Source organism: Prevotella heparinolytica (assembly GCF_004342845.1).
In the GTDB taxonomy this organism is placed as follows: Bacteria; Bacteroidota; Bacteroidia; order Bacteroidales; family Bacteroidaceae; genus Bacteroides; species Bacteroides heparinolyticus.
Genome location: NZ_SLXB01000032.1, coordinates 13,528 through 32,206 on the forward strand (window position 1 = coordinate 13,528; position 18,679 = coordinate 32,206).

At 47.0% G+C, this 18,679-nt stretch carries 16 protein-coding genes and 1 tRNA gene; 6 read left to right on the forward strand and 11 right to left on the reverse strand.

Going from position 1 to position 18,679, the window contains the following annotated elements; translation table 11 throughout:
- Window positions 1–41 precede the first annotated feature (41 nt).
- The 6 genes from EV202_RS13460 to EV202_RS13485 all read right to left on the reverse strand — a co-directional run bounded on the left by EV202_RS13460 (window position 42) and on the right by EV202_RS13485 (window position 6,554).
- Window positions 42–746 carry a LytR/AlgR family response regulator transcription factor gene (locus EV202_RS13460; protein WP_131927439.1) on the reverse strand — a complete coding sequence of 235 codons (705 nt, stop codon included), beginning with the start codon at window positions 744–746 and terminating at the stop codon, window positions 42–44.
- Between the two features lie 13 nt (window positions 747–759).
- Entirely contained in the window at window positions 760–1,827 is a 1,068-nt protein-coding gene (locus EV202_RS13465; RefSeq protein WP_131927440.1) for a sensor histidine kinase, read from the reverse strand.
- 51 nt (window positions 1,828–1,878) lie between these two features.
- A complete protein-coding gene (locus EV202_RS13470) occupies window positions 1,879–3,096 on the reverse strand; it encodes an ABC transporter permease (protein WP_131927441.1) in 1,218 nt (405 codons plus the stop codon).
- Window positions 3,093–3,842, reverse strand: a complete 750-nt coding sequence (locus EV202_RS13475; protein ID WP_131927442.1) for an ABC transporter ATP-binding protein — start codon at window positions 3,840–3,842, stop codon at window positions 3,093–3,095. The genes EV202_RS13470 and EV202_RS13475 overlap by 4 nt, the downstream gene beginning before the upstream one ends.
- Window positions 3,843–3,904: 62 nt before the next feature.
- Window positions 3,905–5,125 carry an efflux RND transporter periplasmic adaptor subunit gene (locus tag EV202_RS13480; RefSeq protein WP_131927443.1) on the reverse strand — a complete coding sequence of 407 codons (1,221 nt, stop codon included), beginning with the start codon at window positions 5,123–5,125 and terminating at the stop codon, window positions 3,905–3,907.
- 22 nt (window positions 5,126–5,147) lie between these two features.
- Window positions 5,148–6,554 (reverse strand): TolC family protein, encoded by a 1,407-nt coding sequence (locus EV202_RS13485; protein ID WP_131927444.1) that lies wholly within the window; start codon window positions 6,552–6,554, stop codon window positions 5,148–5,150.
- A 206-nt stretch (window positions 6,555–6,760) separates the two neighbouring features.
- Between EV202_RS13485 and EV202_RS13490 the strand changes: the two genes are divergently transcribed.
- Genes EV202_RS13490 through EV202_RS13500 form a run of 3 tightly spaced genes read left to right on the forward strand, consistent with a single transcriptional unit; the run spans window position 6,761 to window position 9,787 of the window.
- Entirely contained in the window at window positions 6,761–6,985 is a 225-nt protein-coding gene (locus EV202_RS13490) for a DUF4492 domain-containing protein (RefSeq protein WP_131927445.1), read from the forward strand.
- A 49-nt stretch (window positions 6,986–7,034) separates the two neighbouring features.
- Window positions 7,035–8,591, forward strand: a complete 1,557-nt coding sequence (locus EV202_RS13495; protein WP_131927446.1) for a cytochrome ubiquinol oxidase subunit I — start codon at window positions 7,035–7,037, stop codon at window positions 8,589–8,591.
- A gap of 47 nt (window positions 8,592–8,638) precedes the next feature.
- Entirely contained in the window at window positions 8,639–9,787 is a 1,149-nt protein-coding gene (locus EV202_RS13500; protein ID WP_131927447.1) for a cytochrome d ubiquinol oxidase subunit II, read from the forward strand.
- A gap of 152 nt (window positions 9,788–9,939) precedes the next feature.
- Here the strand turns inward: EV202_RS13500 and mtgA are convergent, their stop codons facing one another.
- Both mtgA and EV202_RS13510 read right to left on the reverse strand, forming a co-directional pair.
- A complete protein-coding gene (gene mtgA, locus EV202_RS13505) occupies window positions 9,940–10,656 on the reverse strand; it encodes a monofunctional biosynthetic peptidoglycan transglycosylase (RefSeq protein ID WP_106070603.1) in 717 nt (238 codons plus the stop codon).
- 229 nt (window positions 10,657–10,885) lie between these two features.
- Entirely contained in the window at window positions 10,886–11,560 is a 675-nt protein-coding gene (locus EV202_RS13510) for an OmpA family protein (protein WP_106070195.1), read from the reverse strand.
- A 590-nt stretch (window positions 11,561–12,150) separates the two neighbouring features.
- On the opposite strand from EV202_RS13510, the gene EV202_RS13515 reads away from it, so the two are divergent.
- Window positions 12,151–12,912: an SDR family oxidoreductase gene (locus tag EV202_RS13515; protein ID WP_106070196.1), complete on the forward strand. Its 762-nt coding sequence runs from the start codon at window positions 12,151–12,153 to the stop codon at window positions 12,910–12,912.
- 144 nt (window positions 12,913–13,056) lie between these two features.
- Window positions 13,057–15,261: an alpha-galactosidase gene (locus tag EV202_RS13520; RefSeq protein WP_106070604.1), complete on the forward strand. Its 2,205-nt coding sequence runs from the start codon at window positions 13,057–13,059 to the stop codon at window positions 15,259–15,261.
- A gap of 599 nt (window positions 15,262–15,860) precedes the next feature.
- On the opposite strand, the gene EV202_RS13525 is transcribed toward EV202_RS13520, so the two are convergent.
- Window positions 15,861–16,070: a hypothetical protein gene (locus tag EV202_RS13525; protein ID WP_131927448.1), complete on the reverse strand. Its 210-nt coding sequence runs from the start codon at window positions 16,068–16,070 to the stop codon at window positions 15,861–15,863.
- A 473-nt stretch (window positions 16,071–16,543) separates the two neighbouring features.
- On the opposite strand from EV202_RS13525, the gene EV202_RS13530 reads away from it, so the two are divergent.
- Window positions 16,544–16,616: transfer RNA gene (locus EV202_RS13530), tRNA-Met, on the forward strand.
- Between the two features lie 342 nt (window positions 16,617–16,958).
- Here the strand turns inward: EV202_RS13530 and EV202_RS13535 are convergent.
- Window positions 16,959–17,807, reverse strand: coding sequence for a DUF2806 domain-containing protein (locus EV202_RS13535; RefSeq protein WP_165899440.1), 849 nt, complete (start codon window positions 17,805–17,807; stop codon window positions 16,959–16,961).
- Window positions 17,808–17,855: 48 nt separating this feature from the next.
- On the reverse strand, window positions 17,856–18,536 hold the full coding sequence (locus tag EV202_RS13540; protein WP_131927450.1) for a S24 family peptidase: 681 nt from the start codon (window positions 18,534–18,536) through the stop codon (window positions 17,856–17,858).
- Window positions 18,537–18,679 lie beyond the last annotated feature (143 nt).

The window sequence follows — 18,679 nt, forward strand, 5'->3', positions numbered from 1 at the left end:
AAATCAGCGATTTATTCTATTTTAATCGACGCACCGACAGGCTACTGACTCCTCTGGTCCAGAAAATCCTGAAAGGATTGTTTGTAACTGTCGCTTACCGGGATGTAATTCTTTCCGAATACAATGCGCCCGCGGTCTATTATGCGTATCTTATCCTTTTGCACAATATAAGAACGGTGGACGCGCATAAAGCGTGACGAAGGCAGCAGGTCTTCCATCGCCTTCATGCTCATCAAGGATAATATGGGCTTGGGAGAATCTTCTTCGTAGATTTTGATGTAGTCCTTCAGCCCTTCGATGTATAATATCTTGTTCAGTTCGATTTGCACCAGTTTGTAGTCGCTCTTTACGAAGATGCTTTGAATCTCTTCTTTGGGTTGTTGCAACAACTCGAACCACTGTAAGGCTTTGTTGGCTGCCTGCAAGAAGTCTACATACGAAATGGGTTTCAGCAAGTAGTCCAATGCATTCACTTTATAGCCGTCTATGGCGTACTGGCCGAAAGCCGTGGTGAAGACGATACGGGTGGAGGAATCTATCATTCTGGAAAATTCCAGTCCGTTCAGTTCGGGCATTTGGATGTCGAGGAAAAGCAGGTCGACGTGCTTGCCCGGTAACTCCTTCATGGCTTGCACCGCGCTGGAGTATTTTTCCGCAAGCTCCAGAAACGGCGTTTTATCGACGTAGCTTTCCAGAAGTCCCAATGCCAAAGGCTCGTCGTCGACGATTGCACAATTCAGTTTCATATACTTATGCTTATTAAGGTTTTATCGCTAAAATGGAATAATACTCTTTCCCGTCCTCGCTTATCCCGTGCTTCCAGTCGTAGCGGCCGGGGTAGGTGAGTTCCAGACGTTTCAGCACTTGCTCAAGCCCGATACCGCTTCCGCTCTTGTCAGCCTGACTTTTGGGGTGATGGCTGTTGGTGATTTCGCAACGTATCTCTTCGGGGCTTTCGCTGAAGCGGATGCGGATGAAACTGGGTTCGGTGGGAGAGATGCCATGCTTAAAGGCATTCTCTATGAGAGATATGAAAATGAGCGGAGCTATTTCCGTGCGGCTGTCGGGACGGATGTCTATCCGGGTCTCGACGGTGACATTGGAGGAGAGGCGGATACGCATCAGTGCAATGTAGTTGCGAATGAAGTCCATCTCTTTGTCGAGGGTGACGAAGTTCTGCTGATTGTCGTAAAGCACGTGGCGAAGCAGGCGGCTCAGCTCCTGAATGGCCGATTGTGCTTTGTCCGTGTCGAAGGCGATGAGAGCGTAAATGTTGTTCAGCGTATTGAGCAGAAAATGCGGGTTGAGCTGGTTGCGCAGGTTTTTCAATTCGGCTTCCGCACGGCTTTTCTCGGCTTCGCGGCGGGCGGCATCCATCTGCCTCCATCGGCTGCTCATTTTGATGGCGGCACTTAGGCCGACGGTCAGTATCATGGAAAAAATGTCGCGCAGGAGGAATATCCATTTGGGAGGCCCCATGTGTCTTCCGCCTCTTTCGCCGCCTTCTCTCAAATGGGTCTGGAAAGCATATTCCTGCCATAAATGGACACCTGCGGCAACGGCTATTATCAAAGCCATATTCAGCAAAATATATTTCTTTATGTTCCCCTCGAACAAGTAACGGGGAATCAGGAAGAAGTAGTTTGCATAGAATACGATGAGAAAAGAGAGGGGGACTATGCTGCCATGACGCAGATAGTCAATCCATGTTATGGTGAAGCCGCTGCGTGCCATCATCAGGAAGGGGAAACCGAATACGATTCCCCAGCCTATGATGTGTATCAGGGCTTCGATGAAGCGGGGGCGGGAGTAGGATAATTGTTTCATAACGAGACAAAGATAGATTTTTATTTGATATCCTCTTTCTTATATTCCTGATTATTCGTAGCGTATGGCTTCTATCGGATCCAAGTCTGCGGCTTTCTTGGCGGGATACCAGCCGAAGAAGACACCGGTGACGGTGCAGACGGCGAAAGAGAGGAATACGCTCCATGGCTGGATGAAGATGGGCCAATGAGCCGCGCTTTTCACGACCCAGCTTGCGCCGCAACCGATGACCACGCCGATGACACCTCCGGTGATGCTGATGAGGATGGCTTCGATAAGAAACTGGCTCAGGATGTCGATGCCGCGAGCACCTACGCTCATGCGCAGGCCTATCTCGCGGGTGCGTTCGGTGACCGACACGTACATGATGTTCATGATGCCGATGCCGCCCACCACGAGCGATATGCCGGCAATGCAGGCAAGCAGTGTGGTCATCAGGTCGGTGGTGGAATTCAGCATCGTGCTGAGCTCTTGCTGGCTGCGGATGGTGAAGTCGTCGTCATCGCCGTCTTTCAGCTGGTGGTTTCTCCGCAGAATTCCGGTGATTTCCTCGGTGGCATTGTCCGTCATGTCTTCGCTGAGGGCAGAAGCGAAGATGCCGCTGAGGTAGGTCTGTGCCAGCAGTCGCTTCATTACGGTGGTGTAGGGGGCCAGCACGACGTCATCCTGATCCATCCCCATGGAGTTGTATCCTTTGGACTTCAGCACCCCTACCACGCGAAACGGCACTTGGTTGAACCGGATGATTTTCCCTATCGGGTCTTCGCCGGGGAAAAGATTGTCTACTATCGTCTTACCGATGACGCAGACCTTGGCGGAAGTCTGTATGTCGCTTTCGTCGAACATTTCGCCATTTTCTATCGACAGCTGACGGATTTCGAGATATTCCGTCCCTACACCGCTTACGGAAGAAGGATAGTTGTTGTTGCCGGCAATGAGCTGTCCCGACGAGGAGACGCTGGGGCTGATGGCCGACAGAAAGCTTGTCTCGTCGCGCAGCGCCTCATAGTCGGCCATTTTCAGTGTCTGCATGGCGCTGGGGTCTTGGCGTACGCCTCCGCGTGTATCGGCTCCCGGATGAATCATTATCATGTTGGAACCCATTTCGGCTATCTGGGCCTGAATGCTTTTTTTCGACCCTTGTCCGATGGCAAGCATGGTGATGACTGACGCCACGCCGATGATGATGCCCAGCATGGTGAGGAAAGCCCGCAGTTTGTTGTTGTTCAGTGCGCGCAATGCTATTTTGAAAAGGTTTGTTGCGTTCATTCGTCTTCCTCCTGTTTAGGCAATGCCGCCAGCGCTTGGGCGGCATTGAGAATGTTGGTATTGATGGTATCGTCTTTTACCTGTCCGTCGCGCAACACGATGTTGCGGCTGCTGTATTGGGCTATCTCAGGATTGTGCGTCACGAAGATGATGGTACGCCCTTCGGCATGCAGCTTTTGGAAAAGCACCAGAATTTCGAACGAAGTACGTGTGTCCAAATTACCCGTAGCTTCGTCTGCCAGTATCACGGCCGGGTTGTTCACCAAAGCCCGTGCAATGGCTACACGTTGCATCTGTCCGCCCGACATCTGGTTGGACTTGTGTTCCAGACGGTCGCCCAGCCCTACGGCTTGCAGGGCTTCGATGGCACGCTTCCGCCTTTCGGTTGCCGAAACGGAGGAGTTGTACATCAGTGGGAGTTCCACGTTTTCAACGGCCGTTGTTTTGGGCAGCAGGTTGTAGTTCTGGAACACGAAGCCGATTTTACGGTTACGCAGTACGGCGCGCTGTGGTTTCGACATGCTGCGAACGGATATACCGTCGAGCAGGTATTCTCCACCGGTAGGGGTGTCGAGGCAGCCCAATGTATTCAGCAGGGTCGACTTGCCCGAACCCGATGTACCCATGATGGTGACGAACTCTCCTTCGGTGATGGAGAACGAAACACCGCGCAAGGCATGTACCGTTTCGTCTCCTACCCGGAAATCGCGTTTTATATTTTGAAGTTCTATGACTGTTTTGCTCATAATACCGAGTCTCCAATTTCTAACGTCTATTGTCTGATTTCTATTGTCTAACGTCTGTTCTCTCATTTCTTCCCCGGTCTGCTCGGCATAAACGGACTTTGTTCTTTGTTTGCCTGCTGCGAACTGTCCGGAGCATTGCTTCCGCCCGACATATTGCCGATGGCGGCTTCTGTTATTACCACTGTTCCTTCGTTGACACCGCTGATGATTTCCGTATTGATTCCGTTTGAAATGCCGATTTCTACGGGATGAGCGGTGAAGGTGTTGCCTTCGCGCGTCCAGAGTTTATACTCGCTTTCGCAATCCTTCACGATGTCTTTGTCGCCGATAAGCGGTTTCTCCGGGGTGAAGCGCAGTGCGCGGGCAGGGACACTGAGCACGTTTTTGCGATCGAGGGTATAGATGGTGACGTTGGCTGTCAGCCGGGGCTTCAGCTTCAGGTCGGGGTTATGGGCAGCTATCACTACTTCATAAGTCACTACCGTGGTAGATGAAGTTGTAGAACTGCTTGAGCTGCTCGAACTGGCTTGTCCTAAACGGATTTGCGTCACGACACCTTCAAATGTGTCATTCGGATAAGCATCTACGGTGAAGGTGGCGCGCTGTCCCTCTTCTATGCCGGCTATGTCGGCTTCGTCCACATCGGTCACTACCTGCATCTGTGTCAGGTCGGCGGCAATGGTGAAAAGGGTGGGGGTAGAGAATCCGGAGGCTACGGTCTGTCCCTCCTCCACGCTGCGGCTTGTTACTACGCCGTCGATGGGAGAGGTGATGGTGGCATAGGAGAGGTTACGCTCTGCCTTTGCCAGCGAAGCCTGACTGCTCTCGAAGCTGCTCTTGGCTTTTTCGTAATTATAGACTATCTGTTCGTAATCCACGTCGCTGATGAGTTGCTTTTCGTGCAAACCTTTGTTGCGCTCGTAATTCTTTTTCTGATATTCGTATTCGGCTTTTGCTCCATTGTAGGCGGCACGCTGCGAAGCAAGTTCGCTTTGCAGCGTCACGCGATCCATCTCGGCTATCAGTTGGCCTTTGGTCACTGTGGAGTTATAGTCCACATAAATTTTGTCGATAATGCCGCTGACCTGCGTACCTACGGTTACCTCAGTCACCGGTTCAATGGTTCCGGTGGCGGTTATGGATTCTGAAATCTCTCCTTTGGTCACGGTTGCCGTCTCGTACACTACCTTATGATTGGCTTTGGATTCGCCGAAAAGCCAGCATCCTGCACTCACTGCCAATACGGCAGCTATGCTGATGAGAATGATTTTCTTCTTATTCATATCTTTCCTTATTATTAGTTTCTTATATAGCTATCTGTTCACCTTGATAGAATTTCAGCAATTGCATGTTCAGTATCGCCATGTATTTGGCTTGTAGCATCTCCTGCTGTGCGCTGAGCAGGTTGTTTTTCTCTGTCAGCAATTCTACGGTATTCTTCATGCCCACGTTGAATTGTTCTTGTATCAATTCGTAGCTCGTCCGGCTGCTTTTCAACTTCTCTACTGCGGCAGCATACCGTTGCTGTGCATTGTTTGCGTCGAGCCAGAGGCTTTCGATGGTTTTGTACAGCGTTTTTTGCTCGTCCAGCAAATCCAGCTCGCTGGTTTGCTTCTGAATCTTGGCTTTTTCTACCGCGCTTTTGGTCTGTCGGTTGCTGAAGATGGGTACGCTGATGGTGAATCCTAATGAGTTGTTCCAGTTCTGCTTGATTTGCTCGCTGAAAGTAAAGTCACTGCCATTGGCATGGCTGGTTCCGATGCCGGCAGTCAGGCTCAATGTGGGCAAATAGCCCGAACGGGCAATCTTGATGTTCAGGTCGGAAGCTTGCACATTCAGCTTGCCGGCTTCTATTTCGGGTCTGAAAATGAGTGCCGAACGATAAACATCTGTCTTGTCGGGCAGAGGAGAGAGTACATTTTCGTCGTTAAGAGCCGGGATGTACAGCTCCATTTCCTGCTCTCCGTCCAACTCGAGAAGCTGTTTCAGTTGAAGCCTGTAATCCTGCAAGGTGGCTTGTGCCGCAACTAATTGATATTTGTCTGTACTGACTTGTGCTTCCAGTTGTGCGAGGTCGCTTTTGGCGATGCTTCCTGCTTCGAGAAGCAGGCGGGCGCGGTCGCATTCGGCTTGACTCACTTTCAGTGTCGACTCGCAGATTTTTACGGCTTCGGTTGCGTATAGTATTTGTATGTATGTTTGTGCGATGTTCTCTTCGACGCTGTTTTCGCTTTCAGTCACGTTGAGCTCGGCGATGCGGCTGTTCAGTTGTTGCTGCTTGATGGTGTTGAGGTTCTTTCCACCGTTGTAGAGGGTCCAATTGGCGTCGATGCCATAGCTCCCGTTGTATGACGTTTTGCTCTGGCTGCTGGTGATGTTGTCGCCGGCGATAATGGTGTTTGTCTCACTGTTGGGGCGGTTCACGATGCGCTGGCTTACACTGGCCGATAGGCTGGGGAAGAGGGCGGCTTTGGCCGTCTTCACATCCACATGGGCACTTGCGGCGTTGAGGCGGTTCTTCTTGATGGTGATGTTTTGCTGCAAAGCATAGTCAATGCAAGCTTGCAAGTTCCATTGGGCGGGTAGAGTGTCGGCAGTTTGCCGGGTATTTTCTGCCGCGGCTTGTTGCACGGAACTGTCGGCCTGTGCCGAAAGTCCTATGCAACTTGCCATGCAGAGTGTTATCACTGTCAATCTTTTTACGTTCATCATATCTTTAGGTATTCTATGTTTTTATGTTTGCAAAGTTAGGGCAGCCGGATAAGGGATGCAAAAGAGATAGATATCAAGGCGTTTTTTGTCGCCGAAATACTGTTTTGTGCCTATGATTTTGTTTATCCATCAAATATTTTTTTGTCTTTTGTTTGCCTGTGTCATAAAAGTATTTTATATTTGTAATCATTATAAATCTATATCTGATGAAACAGACTGTGGTAAACATTTGGCGCTTTTATCTGGAAGGCTTCCGGAGCATGACATTGGGGCGCACTTTATGGCTTATTATTCTGGTGAAACTTTTCATTATGTTTTTTGTTCTCCGTCTTTTCTTTTTTCCGAGATTTTTGAATACGCCTGTGGTGGGTGATGACAAAGAAGACTATGTCAGTCGGGAACTTATTCATAGAAGTATTGAAGCCAATTGACTAACACTTTAATTCATTATTATTTATAAATCATAAATCTTTTACTTTTATGTTTGAACACATTGACTCTTCTCTGATTGACTGGTCGAGGGCGCAGTTTGCCCTGACAGCCATCTACCACTGGATTTTTGTGCCTTTGACCCTCGGATTGGCCGTAATCATGGGCATTATGGAGACAGCCTATTACCGTACGGGCGATGAGTTTTGGAAGCGTACCGCCAAGTTCTGGATGAAAATCTTTGGTATCAACTTTGCCGTGGGTGTGGCTACGGGGTTGATTCTGGAATTCGAGTTCGGGACGAACTGGAGCAATTACAGTTGGTTTGTGGGCGATATTTTCGGTGCACCGCTTGCCATCGAGGGTATTCTGGCCTTTTTTATGGAGGCAACATTCATTGCGGTCATGTTTTTTGGATGGGATAAGGTGAGCAAGCGTTTCCACTTGGCTTCTACTTGGCTCACGGGATTGGGAGCGACGATTTCTGCTTGGTGGATTTTGGTTGCGAATGCATGGATGCAGAATCCTGTGGGTATGGAATTTAATCCCGATACGGCCCGCAACGAGATGGTGGATTTCTGGGCTGTGGCCACTTCGCCGATGGCTGTGAATAAGTTCTTCCATAGTATATTGTCCGGCTGGGTGCTGGTGGCTGTATTTGTGGTTGGCGTAAGCTGTTGGTATTTGTTGAAGAAGCGTGATAAGAAGTTTGCTTTGGCAAGTATCAAGATTGCCGCGTGGGTAGGTTTGGTGTCTGCTGTTTTGTCTGCATGGACGGGCGACGGATCCGGTTATCAGGTGGCTCAGAAGCAACCGATGAAACTGGCTGCCATGGAAGGCTACTATGATGGGCAGCATGGGGCCGGTTTGGTGGCTTTCGGCCTGTTGAATCCCGATAAGAAAACGCCGCAGGACGGGGTGGATCCATTCCTCTTCCGTGTGGAAATACCCAAAATGTTGTCATTGCTTGCCGAACGCAAGATGGACGCATTTGTTCCGGGTATCAACGATTTGCTGAAAGGCGGTTATCTGCAACAGGATGGCACGGTGGCTCTTTCGGCAGAGGAGAAGATTGAGAAGGGAAAGACGGCTATCGGCGCATTTGCCGCTTATCGTGCAGCCAAGGCTGCGGGCAATGCAGCAGAGGCGGAAGAGGCTGCACGGGTGCTGAAAGAGAATGTGGCCTATTTCGGCTATGGTTATATTAAGAATGTGAACGACTTGGTGCCGAATGTACCTCTGACATTCTATATGTTTCGCTTGATGGTGATTTTGGGTGCGTATTTCATTCTTTTCTTTATCCTGATATTGTTTTTGGCCTACAAGAAAGACTTGTCGCAGATGCGTTGGATGCATTGGGTGGCTATGCTGACTATTCCTTTAGGATATCTTGCCGGACAGGCGGGATGGGCGGTGGCCGAGTGCGGACGTCAGCCGTGGGCCATACAGGACATGCTGCCTACAAGCGCCGCTGTCTCCAAGCTGGATGTCAGCTCCGTGCAAACCACGTTCTTTATCTTCCTCGTGCTCTTCACAATCATGTTGATTGCTGAAGTCGGCATTATGCTGAAGGCCATCCGCAAAGGACCCGATAATAATGAACGATGAATAGTGAGGGCTTATAATAAATCGTAAAATATAAATTTAGAATATCAATGGACACTTATATATTTCTTCAGCACTATTGGTGGTTTGTAGTATCCTTGTTGGGAGCTATTCTGGTATTCCTGCTGTTTGTGCAGGGAGGTAATTCTCTTTTGTTCTGCTTGGGCAAAACGGAGGAGCAGAAAAAGATGATGATAAACTCCACGGGACGCAAGTGGGAGTTCACATTTACTACACTGGTTACGTTTGGCGGCGCGTTTTTTGCTTCGTTTCCGCTGTTTTACAGCACCAGTTTCGGCGGTGCATATTGGTTATGGATGATTATTCTGTTCAGTTTTGTATTGCAGGCTGTCAGCTATGAGTTTCAGTCCAAGGCGGGAAATCTGTTGGGAAAGACCACGTATCGTATTTTCTTGGTGATAAACGGAGTTGTAGGGCCGGTGTTGCTGGGCAGTGCGGTGGCTACATTCTTCACCGGTTCAGAATTTTACATTAATAAAGGAAACATGGCAGATGCGGCAATGCCGGTCATCAGCCGGTGGGCCAATGCCGGACACGGGCTGGATGCACTGCTCAACCCGTGGAATGTGGTGTTGGGGCTGGCTGTGTTTTTCCTGTCGCGCATTCTGGGTACGCTCTATTTCATCAATAACATCAACGATGAGAATCTGGTGAGCCGTTGCCGTCGTTCGCTTTGGGGAAATACGGGACTCTTCCTGCTGTTCTTCTTGGCATTCGTCATCCGCACGTTGGTGGCCGACGGCTATGCTGTCCGTCCGGAAACGGGAGAGGTGTTTATGGAACCCTATAAGTATCTGACCAACTTCCTCGAAATGCCTGTTGTATTGCTTGTATTTCTCGTGGGCGTACTTGCCGTGCTTTGGGGCATTATCCGCACGTTGTGGAAACCTGCATTTGATAAGGGCATTTGGTTTGCCGGTGTGGGTACAGTGCTCACTGTTCTGTCTCTTTTGCTTGTGGCGGGCTATAATAATACGGCCTACTATCCTTCCACTCATGATTTGCAGAGTTCGTTGACCATTACCAATAGTTGTTCCAGCCTGTTCACTCTGAAGGTGATGGCGTACGTCTCTATTCTCGTTCCCTTCGTTCTTGCCTATATTTTCTATGCGTGGCGCAGCATCGATATTCGCAAAATCGATGCAAAGGAAATGAAGGAGGGAGAGCATACCTATTGAGTTTGTAGCGACAGATGCTGCATTGCTTCTTTATGCAATCTTAGTCTGCCGGTTCCATCGGTTTCGTACTGTTGGAGCCGGCAGTTTCATTTTGGCGGATAATGAGACAGGGGGAGTGAATGTATTTCTGCAAATGAGTGTGAAGATACTCTCTATTTCTTTTTTATCTTTTCTTCCTTCTTCTCCGCCGGAGGGAATTTCGGCACTAATTTCATCAGGCGCAGAATTTGCCCTTGCCTTTTTTTGATGTAAGCCGAAGGGCGTGCCGAATCAAAACGTATCGGATTGGGCAGTGTGGCTGCTATCAAGGCACATTGTCCCGCCGATAGTTTGGCGGCTGTGGTGTTGAATTTGTACTTTGCCGCTGCCTGTGCTCCGTAGATGCCTTTTCCCATCTCGATGGAATTGAGATATACCTCCATTATACGCTCTTTAGACCAGCATAGTTCTATCAGACACGTGAAATAAACCTCGAATCCTTTGCGCAGCCATGAGGATTTAGGCCATAGGAATACATTCTTTGCCGTCTGCTGGCTGATGGTACTGGCTCCCCGTCTTCTTCTCCCTTTCTCGGCTTCTTTCATGGCTTTCTTTATCTCCGTAAAGTCGAACCCGTTGTGCGTGGCGAAGCGGTTGTCTTCCGAGGCTATAACCGCCATAGGCAGGTGGGGTGAAATCTTATCGAACGATACCCATGTGTGGTGCCAAAGCGGTTTTTCTCCTTTGGATAGTTGCTGCACACTGCGAATCACCATCAAAGGAGTGACGTAGACCGGTAGAAAGCGGTAAAGCACTGCCGTAGCGAAGGTGGAAATGAAAAAAAAGAGTATAATGTTGCGCAGAATACGCAAAGGTTTACGAAGCTTCATAAAACAGATACTTACTTTCGATTTGCCTCCATGAAGAGAAACGCTGACAGAACTTCCGGCGTTGTCCTGATTGTATAAAGCCCTCACGCACGGGTATCTCCAAGCAAATTCCGGAATACCGAACGTGGGGGCTTTCATCTAATGACTTTTTTTCTTTAATATCCACCAAGAATCTGTTTTTTATGGTTTTGAGCTTGAGTCGGCTCTTTGTGTGGACTTACTTTAGGTTTTAGTTAGATGCCTCGGCATTTTTAATCATCTGCTCACTGGCATACATGTACACTTCTACGCGACGGTTTTGAGCAGCAGTTTTGCTTTCGTCGTATTGGTCATAGGCGACACCTTCCACTTTTTTGAACTGAGCCGAAGAAACGCCGCAGCTTTGCAGGTAGTTTTCGACAGCATAAGCACGGTTCTTCGATACCTTGACGTTGGCTTCGTAAGTACCTACTTTGTCGGTATGACCGATGATGGCGATGTCCGTTGTCGGGTCGTCTTTCAGAATCTGTGCAAGGTCGCGCAAAGAAGCTTTTGCGTCATTGCTCAGAGCTGAAGAGTTGAAGCCGAACAAGATGCCTGCATCAAAAGCAACCTTTACGGCCGGCAAACCATTTGCATCGGTCACTTGTTCTACTTGTGCGCCTTCAATTTTAGCTGCTTCGGCAGCCTTCTTGTCCATTTTATGGCCGATGGCAACACCCGCTCCCGTACCTACGGCAGCACCGATGGCAGCACCGATGGCGGCGCCTTTGCCTTTACCTATCAGCCCACCAATGATGGCACCTGCGGCTGCGCCGGAACCTCCGCCGATAATACCTCCTTTTGTAGTGTTGTTCATTGTACCGCAACTGCCCAGCAGTATGGTACCACACAGCAGCAATGCTGTAAATTTCATTTTCTTCATACTCTCTTCTTTCTTTAATAAAATTGGTGTTAATAGTGTTTTAAGAGTCCGTTTCCGTCTGTGAGTTATATCCCGGCTTCTCTTTGATTTCCCAAAAAAGCTCATAAATGAATCGGACAACAACCGGACCGGCTCTGAAATCGTGCAAATTTAGATATAATAATAACAATCTTTACCCTAAGGATGTTTTTTTTAGTCGTATTTTTTGATATTTTTCTTGTCGATGGGTAAAGCCGGTACGTTCTTCCTGATTCTTTCAGCCGGTAGCAGAGGCACGAATCTACATGTGTAAGCTTACGCTTGTACAAGTGCAGGCTTACGATGGTGCAAGTGAGGGGGTACGCTTGTACAAGCGTGAGGCGATGCTTGTACAAGTGTAAAACATTGTAGTTCTTTGTGTTATAAAAAGTACTGTCGCGTTTGAACCCTTCCATGAGGGATTGGGGCAGAGCAGAGTACCCATCACCTCGTTTAGGAACGAAAGTAAGGAGGAGAGGTGCGGCTGAAGGATTTGAAAATAACCGGAGATAATATCCTGCAACTCGCAAATTAATGATACTTTTGCAATCAGCAGAAAAAACAATAATGGTATGGAAAAGAAAACAGTACTTATCACAGGTGCCTCTTCGGGTATAGGAGAGGGCTGTGCACGCAAATTTGCCATGAACGGGTATCGGCTGATTCTCAACGGTCGAAATCTGGAGAAACTGAAAGCGGTAAAGCAAGAATTGGAAGAAAAATACCGGGCAGAGGTACTTTTACTCTCTTTCGACGTGCGCGACAGGGAGGTGGCCGAAGCGGCGTTGAACGCTTTGCCCGGCGACTGGAAAGAGATAGATGTGTTGATAAACAACGCCGGCTTGGTGATCGGGGTGGACAAGGAACACGAAGGAAATCTGGACGAATGGGATGTGGTGATTGACACCGATGTGAAAGCCTTGCTTGCCATGACCCGCTTGGTAGTGCCCGGCATGGTGGAACGGGGACGCGGGCATGTCATCAATATGGGCTCCATTGCCGGTGATTATGCTTATCCCGGCGGAAGCGTGTATTGTGCTTGTAAAGCTGCCGTCAAAGCCTTGTCGGACGGATTGCGCATCGACTTGGTGGATACTCCCGTTCGTGTGACGAACATCAAGCCCGGATTGGTGGAGACGAATTTTTCCGTCGTACGCTTCCGGGGTAATAAAGAAGCCGCCGATAACGTGTATAAGGGAATCCGTCCGCTCAGCGGTGACGATATTGCCGAGGTGGTTTATTTTGCGGCTGCCGTGCCTCAACATATTCAGATTGCCGAAGTGCTGGTGATGCCGACCAATCAGGCCACGGGAACGATCGTCAGCCGGAAGTGAGACGGAAGTTTTTCGTTGGGAGGCAGATTTTCGTAGCGAACGATAAAGTAGTACGAGAATAAGATAAAACAATACTATTTCGTCTTGGTGAGAAATTTTATCTTTGTCACGACTAAACAAATCAATCTAAAAAACAAGAAAAACATGGATTTCAAGAAACGAACCAATCTCTTTCTGGGAGCACTGCTGCTGACCGGCGGCTTGTTTGCCCAAAACGTGTATGTATCTACTCCGAAAACTTCTTTGGTGCTCTCTGCGTCGGAGGGTGGAAAACTGGAGTACTTGTATTATGGCAGCAAACTCTCTGACGTGGATATGCAGAACCTCGAAACTGTGGAATCGAAGCATACGGCTTATCCGGAGTATGGTATGAATTGCCCTACGGAAACCGCTCTCGCAGTGAAGCATGCCGATGGCAATATGACGTTGCAACTGCAAGTGCTGAAAGTCACTGCTTCTGAAGAAAACAATGCTGTGACGACAGTTGTTTCGCTGAAAGACAAGGTGTATCCTTTCTTTGTCAACGTCTGCTATCGGGCTTGGCAAGATGCCGATGTAATCGAGGCTTGGACGGAGATTTCTCATCAGGAGAAAAAGCCCGTGGTGCTCAATCAGTTTGCTTCCGCCTATCTGCCCATCCGTCGCGGTGAGGTGTGGTTGTCCCATCTGTATGGATCGTGGGGCAACGAGGGGCGAGTGTCTCAAGAACCTTTGGCATCCGGAATGAAGGTTATCAAGAATAAGGACGGTGTGCGCAACTCGCACACATCGCATGCCGAAGTGATGTTCTCGCTGGACGGCAGACCGCAGGAGAATGCCGGTAACGTGATCGGTGCGGCTCTTTGTTACAGCGGAAATTACAAACTCCGCATTGACACTCACGACGACGGGTATCACCATTTCTTTGCCGGTATCAATGAGGAAAACTCTGCCTATACATTAAAGAAAGACGAACTTTTCCGTACCCCCGAACTGGCTCTTACATACAGCAGTGAAGGTTTGAGCGGCGGTAGCCGTAATTTCCATCGTTGGGCACGCCTGCATAAGCTGGCCCACGGCACCACACCCCGTAAGATTCTGTTGAACAGTTGGGAGGGAGTCTATTTTGATATCAATCAAGAAGGTATGGATCAGATGATGGCAGACATTGCTTCCATGGGTGGCGAACTTTTCGTTATGGACGACGGATGGTTTGGCGACAAATATCCTCGTAAGAACGACAGCTCTTCATTGGGCGATTGGACAGTGGATAAGAGCAAACTTCCTAAAGGCATCGACGGGCTGTTGGCGGATGCCAAGAAGCACGGCATCAAGTTTGGCATCTGGATTGAGCCTGAAATGGCGAATACCGTCAGCGAACTCTATGAGCAGCACCCCGAATGGGTCATCAAGGCTCCCGAACGGGACCTTGTATTGGGGCGAGGCGGCACGCAAGTAGTCCTTGACCTTGCCAACCCTGCCGTGCAGGACTACATCTTTAAGGTTGTGGACGATCTGATGACGGCTTATCCTGCCATAGACTACATCAAGTGGGATGCCAACATGTCCATCATGAATCATGGTTCTCAATATTTGACGAAAGACAATCAGAGTCATCTGTACATAGAATATCATCGTGGCTTCGAGAAAGTTTGCCAACGCATCCGCAGCAAATATCCCGACCTCACCATTCAGGCTTGTGCCAGTGGCGGCGGCCGTGCCAATTATGGTGTTCTGCCCTATTTCGACGAGTTCTGGGTAAGCGATAATACCGATGCCCTGCAACGTGTCTATATGCAATGGGGTACTTCTTATTTCTTCCCCGCCATCGCCATGGCTTCGCACATAAGTGCCGCTCCCAATCACCAGACGTTCCGCACCATCCCTCTGAAATATCGCATCGATGTGGCAATGAGTGGTCGTTTGGGCATGGAGATTCAACCCAAAAACATGACGGAAGGCGAGAAAGCGCTTTGCAAGAATGCCATTGCCGAGTATAAAACCATCCGTCCCGTTGTGCAGATGGGGGATATTTATCGCCTGATATCACCTTATGACAATAAGGGTGTGGCCTCGCTGATGTATGTTGCGCCCCAAAAAGATAAGGCGGTCTTCTATTGGTGGAAAACCGAGCATTTCTGCAATCAGCACCTGCCACGTGTGAAGATGGCCGGCCTTTGCCCCGACAAGTACTACAAGGTGCACGAGCTGAATCGCATAGACAATGTGCCTTTGAACTTTGAAGGAAAAGTTTTCAGTGGTGCTTATCTTATGACAAATGGATTGGAAATTCCTTATAGCCACAGGGTGGATTATCACAAACAGAACGATTATTCAAGCCGTATGCTCTATTTGGAAGAGATGAAGTAATAAAAAATGGTTGGAGGTTGTATCAAAATGCCTCCAACCATTTTCTTTTGTTATCATCTCTTTTTTCGGAAATACTTCTGCAATTTCATTCTTTATTATACGGTATGCAAAATTCAATCGCTCAAATTCTCGATTTAGCTGCTTGGCAAAAGAGTTGAAAACAGTGAGGAACTCATTTTTATTCTATGAATAAGTATATGGATAATCTTATGGAGAGCTCAACTAAGATATAATCAAATGTTTGAATAAAAGGTATTTACATACTTTTAGGGGCGGTATCTTGGTTTAACTCTCGGTTTAACTGAATTATGTAAACCGACGCAATTTAGGCATAAAAAAATAAGGGGGACAAATCACTTTGTGTGTAAAACGTAGGTAGGCGAAAATGCGGTGAAATGCCGATGAATAAAGAGTTTGATGATATTTGGAATGTACGGGTTAGGACAAAACGATTTGTAACATCTGTCTTACATGGGTATAACATTTAAACGGAATATAGGTGATTTCTAAACGGTAAATGTTACATCGGAATAAAAATCGGGCTGAATTGGCGCTTTTTGAGGCACAATTCAGCCCGATTTCTGTGTGCGGTAAGGGAACTACCCCTGAATGCAACGGATGAGGTGAGATTGGCGGATAATGGCTCTACGGGTTATCTTAACGCCTCCATCGGTGAGCCCGGCATGAAGTAATGAGCTTTGTTTGATGCCTATTTGGGCATCGTTTAAGACGGTGTAGATGGCACTGATACTTCCGAAATAATAATCCTTTTTCTCGAAAATGAGATGGACGTGAATAACTTTGGTCATATTGTTGCTATTTAGAAGTTTCTTTTGCAAATATATACCAAATATATAATATATAGAAGTTTTATAAATAAAAATACCTGCCGTTTAGAGCGTTTAGAAAAACTCTTTTGTTTAGTGACCTAATTTAGGAAAACGTGGATAACAACCAGAATAATTGCGGTAATCTAAAATGTTAAAAACGGAGTTGGAGACACAGTTGGAGATACAGTTGGGGATACCTTTGAGCGTATTAAACTCGAATGATTTCTAAAGTTGGAGATACCTTTTTAACTATTTCAGAGGTGTGTTTTGACCGTCATATTTCTTTTATTGGGGTGTTTTATGTCGTTTTTGTGCATATTTATAGGGGGATAGTATAGTATTTTTGGTTGTGTCAAAAACAGGGAAATCTATATAAGTATTTGATTTATAGTATGTATTTGAGAAACATGTCGTATTTTAGCGTCAGAAACGTGTGTGCGCTGCACGGATATAGCAGGATGGAGTAGTGGGAAGCTCGCATGGTTCATGGCCATGAGGTCGCAAGTTCGAGTCTTGCTCCTGCCACAATTATTTGAATAGGTGTTTGTATAACGTTCCCGCTAAAAGGTTCTCCGGCTGCGGGGCAAAACGTACGGAGAAGGGTTATTTGATTGTTGGAAGGAGAGCTCCCGGTAATTTTGCCGGGAGCGCTATTTAAAGAGAAGGGATTTATATGCTGAACGGCTATTTTGAAAAACCGCTGGTGGTTACATACAGGTATTCATGGATGTATTTCTTTAAAATGTATACAACGATCATGGTTAGATTTGGCGTTAACCATCCTAATACTCCCATCATTGCGACAGAGCAAGAGATAATTGAGAAAGTAATAAGCATTACCGGACATAAGTATATTCAAATAATAGATTATTCGCCTATTTGAATAAGTTCTGCTTTAATGTTGTATTGCCTTTCGATCTGCTCTTTTAAATTCGTCATATATGTTTGATGGGATTTCGCTGGAGTAATGCGGTAAAGTTGTATTCCGGCATCTGTCAATGTGTATATAGAAAATAGGCTAACTCTCGGGGGTGTTTCCATCTGGGAAGTGAGCAGTCTTATAGAGTGGGTTTTTCCTTGAAGTTCCGTTTCACCCTCGTTAAGTGTAAATTGACATGCAGTGCTATTGATTAGTCCGCAATCCATAAGAGATTGTAGCTGGTTTAACGGATAACCTTCTTTTTCTATACCGTTTAGGCTAATTATACAGTCAGCAAGTACAAATTGGCAAATTTCAGCAAACCATTTGGCCTCAAAGGATTCAATATCTCTTAAGATAGATAAAGTTCTTTTGAAGAAACTTCCCGGTTTTACAATCTCCCCCGCCAATATTTTTGCCCAGACGACTTGTGCCTCTTCATTTGAAATATCCTTAGCATAGTCAAAGAAGCGAGCAGACCAATCCGGATCAACCGGGGTTTTATCTATGTTCTCTATTATTTGAAGTTCCCGGGCAGTATTGGCATAGATATTCACGATATTGTTTAATTGCCTTTGTTCTCTGGCTGTCCGTACCATATTGATTGTATCCTCGGCTAATGCCTCTTTTAAATTCTTTTTAAAGTCGGCATTAGCTTCAAGAGACGCCACATCAGATGAAGCTGCCGCTATTCTTTTAATTTGGTTTGGCTTGAACACCCAGGAACACCCATTTTGTACAGTATCAATGAGTTTACAAAGAGGCTCTGAAACTCCTAACAAATCTTTTATATCCATAGTCATTCTATTTTAAAATATATTAGTTGTGATATTTCTCACTGAGGGTTAAAAGAACTTGCGTATGCTACCTAACACGGCATATACCCGGCGAATCATCTCGATGGGTATCTCTTGTTCGCAGTATTCGGGTGATTTATTTGAAGGAATGAGGCGAACGAAATCTCTATGTTCCTTGCTGATACGAATGCGTTTCACTGTACGGAAGTCATCGGTTACGATGCCGTATATCTCGCCTGCCGGAAGATATTCAATAGGAGAATTGACTTCTTTCACCGCAATGATGTCACCATTGCTAATCTCCGGCTCCATAGAGTGACCGGTAAGATTGCACCACATCACTCCTTGCTTGTTGTACGGTGGATAGTTTATATAGAAGTCTGGCAGGTGTGTCTGATCGTTAGAGACGAAGTCGAAGCCACCTATAAAGTCCGTATTATAATATGGTGCACCCTCATAATTCTGATTAATGCTGGGGAGTAATTCTGTCGAATGATCTCTTTCGTGTTCATCTTTCAACATAGGCATGCGCCCAGTAATTAGCCATTCTGCGGAATATGAGGGATAATTTTCAACCACTCCTTGTAGCCACTTGGATTGAATGTCAGTTCCATTAGCTATTGCTCTGGATAACACGCCTTTGCTTGCCCCAATATTGCGCTCCATAGCGGTGATAGTTGTCCCCTCTTTTATAACTATTTCCTGAATTCTTGATAAAATACTGCTCATTGGTTGAAAATTATTTCTGATATATTTGTTTGGTTGAAAATTATCTTCTATATTTGCAGCGTGTTCAACAAGAACACGCCTTAAAGATAGGAATAATTTTAATTCGATTTGATATATGGAAAGGAAAATCAGACAAAAGATTG

What these genes read in the sequence shown, in the direction of transcription:
- EV202_RS13460 (WP_131927439.1), bottom strand. Translation starts at nt 746, where the DNA reads ATGAAACTGAATTGTGCAATCGTCGACGACGAGCCTTTGGCATTGGGA.
- EV202_RS13465 (WP_131927440.1), bottom strand. Translation starts at nt 1,827, where the DNA reads ATGAAACAATTATCCTACTCCCGCCCCCGCTTCATCGAAGCCCTGATA.
- EV202_RS13470 (WP_131927441.1), bottom strand. Translation starts at nt 3,096, where the DNA reads ATGAACGCAACAAACCTTTTCAAAATAGCATTGCGCGCACTGAACAAC.
- EV202_RS13475 (WP_131927442.1), bottom strand. Translation starts at nt 3,842, where the DNA reads ATGAGCAAAACAGTCATAGAACTTCAAAATATAAAACGCGATTTCCGG.
- EV202_RS13480 (WP_131927443.1), bottom strand. Translation starts at nt 5,125, where the DNA reads ATGAATAAGAAGAAAATCATTCTCATCAGCATAGCTGCCGTATTGGCA.
- EV202_RS13485 (WP_131927444.1), bottom strand. Translation starts at nt 6,554, where the DNA reads ATGATGAACGTAAAAAGATTGACAGTGATAACACTCTGCATGGCAAGT.
- EV202_RS13490 (WP_131927445.1), top strand. Translation starts at nt 6,761, where the DNA reads ATGAAACAGACTGTGGTAAACATTTGGCGCTTTTATCTGGAAGGCTTC.
- EV202_RS13495 (WP_131927446.1), top strand. Translation starts at nt 7,035, where the DNA reads ATGTTTGAACACATTGACTCTTCTCTGATTGACTGGTCGAGGGCGCAG.
- EV202_RS13500 (WP_131927447.1), top strand. Translation starts at nt 8,639, where the DNA reads ATGGACACTTATATATTTCTTCAGCACTATTGGTGGTTTGTAGTATCC.
- mtgA (WP_106070603.1), bottom strand. Translation starts at nt 10,656, where the DNA reads ATGAAGCTTCGTAAACCTTTGCGTATTCTGCGCAACATTATACTCTTT.
- EV202_RS13510 (WP_106070195.1), bottom strand. Translation starts at nt 11,560, where the DNA reads ATGAAGAAAATGAAATTTACAGCATTGCTGCTGTGTGGTACCATACTG.
- EV202_RS13515 (WP_106070196.1), top strand. Translation starts at nt 12,151, where the DNA reads ATGGAAAAGAAAACAGTACTTATCACAGGTGCCTCTTCGGGTATAGGA.
- EV202_RS13520 (WP_106070604.1), top strand. Translation starts at nt 13,057, where the DNA reads ATGGATTTCAAGAAACGAACCAATCTCTTTCTGGGAGCACTGCTGCTG.
- EV202_RS13525 (WP_131927448.1), bottom strand. Translation starts at nt 16,070, where the DNA reads ATGACCAAAGTTATTCACGTCCATCTCATTTTCGAGAAAAAGGATTAT.
- EV202_RS13535 (WP_165899440.1), bottom strand. Translation starts at nt 17,807, where the DNA reads ATGGATATAAAAGATTTGTTAGGAGTTTCAGAGCCTCTTTGTAAACTC.
- EV202_RS13540 (WP_131927450.1), bottom strand. Translation starts at nt 18,536, where the DNA reads ATGAGCAGTATTTTATCAAGAATTCAGGAAATAGTTATAAAAGAGGGG.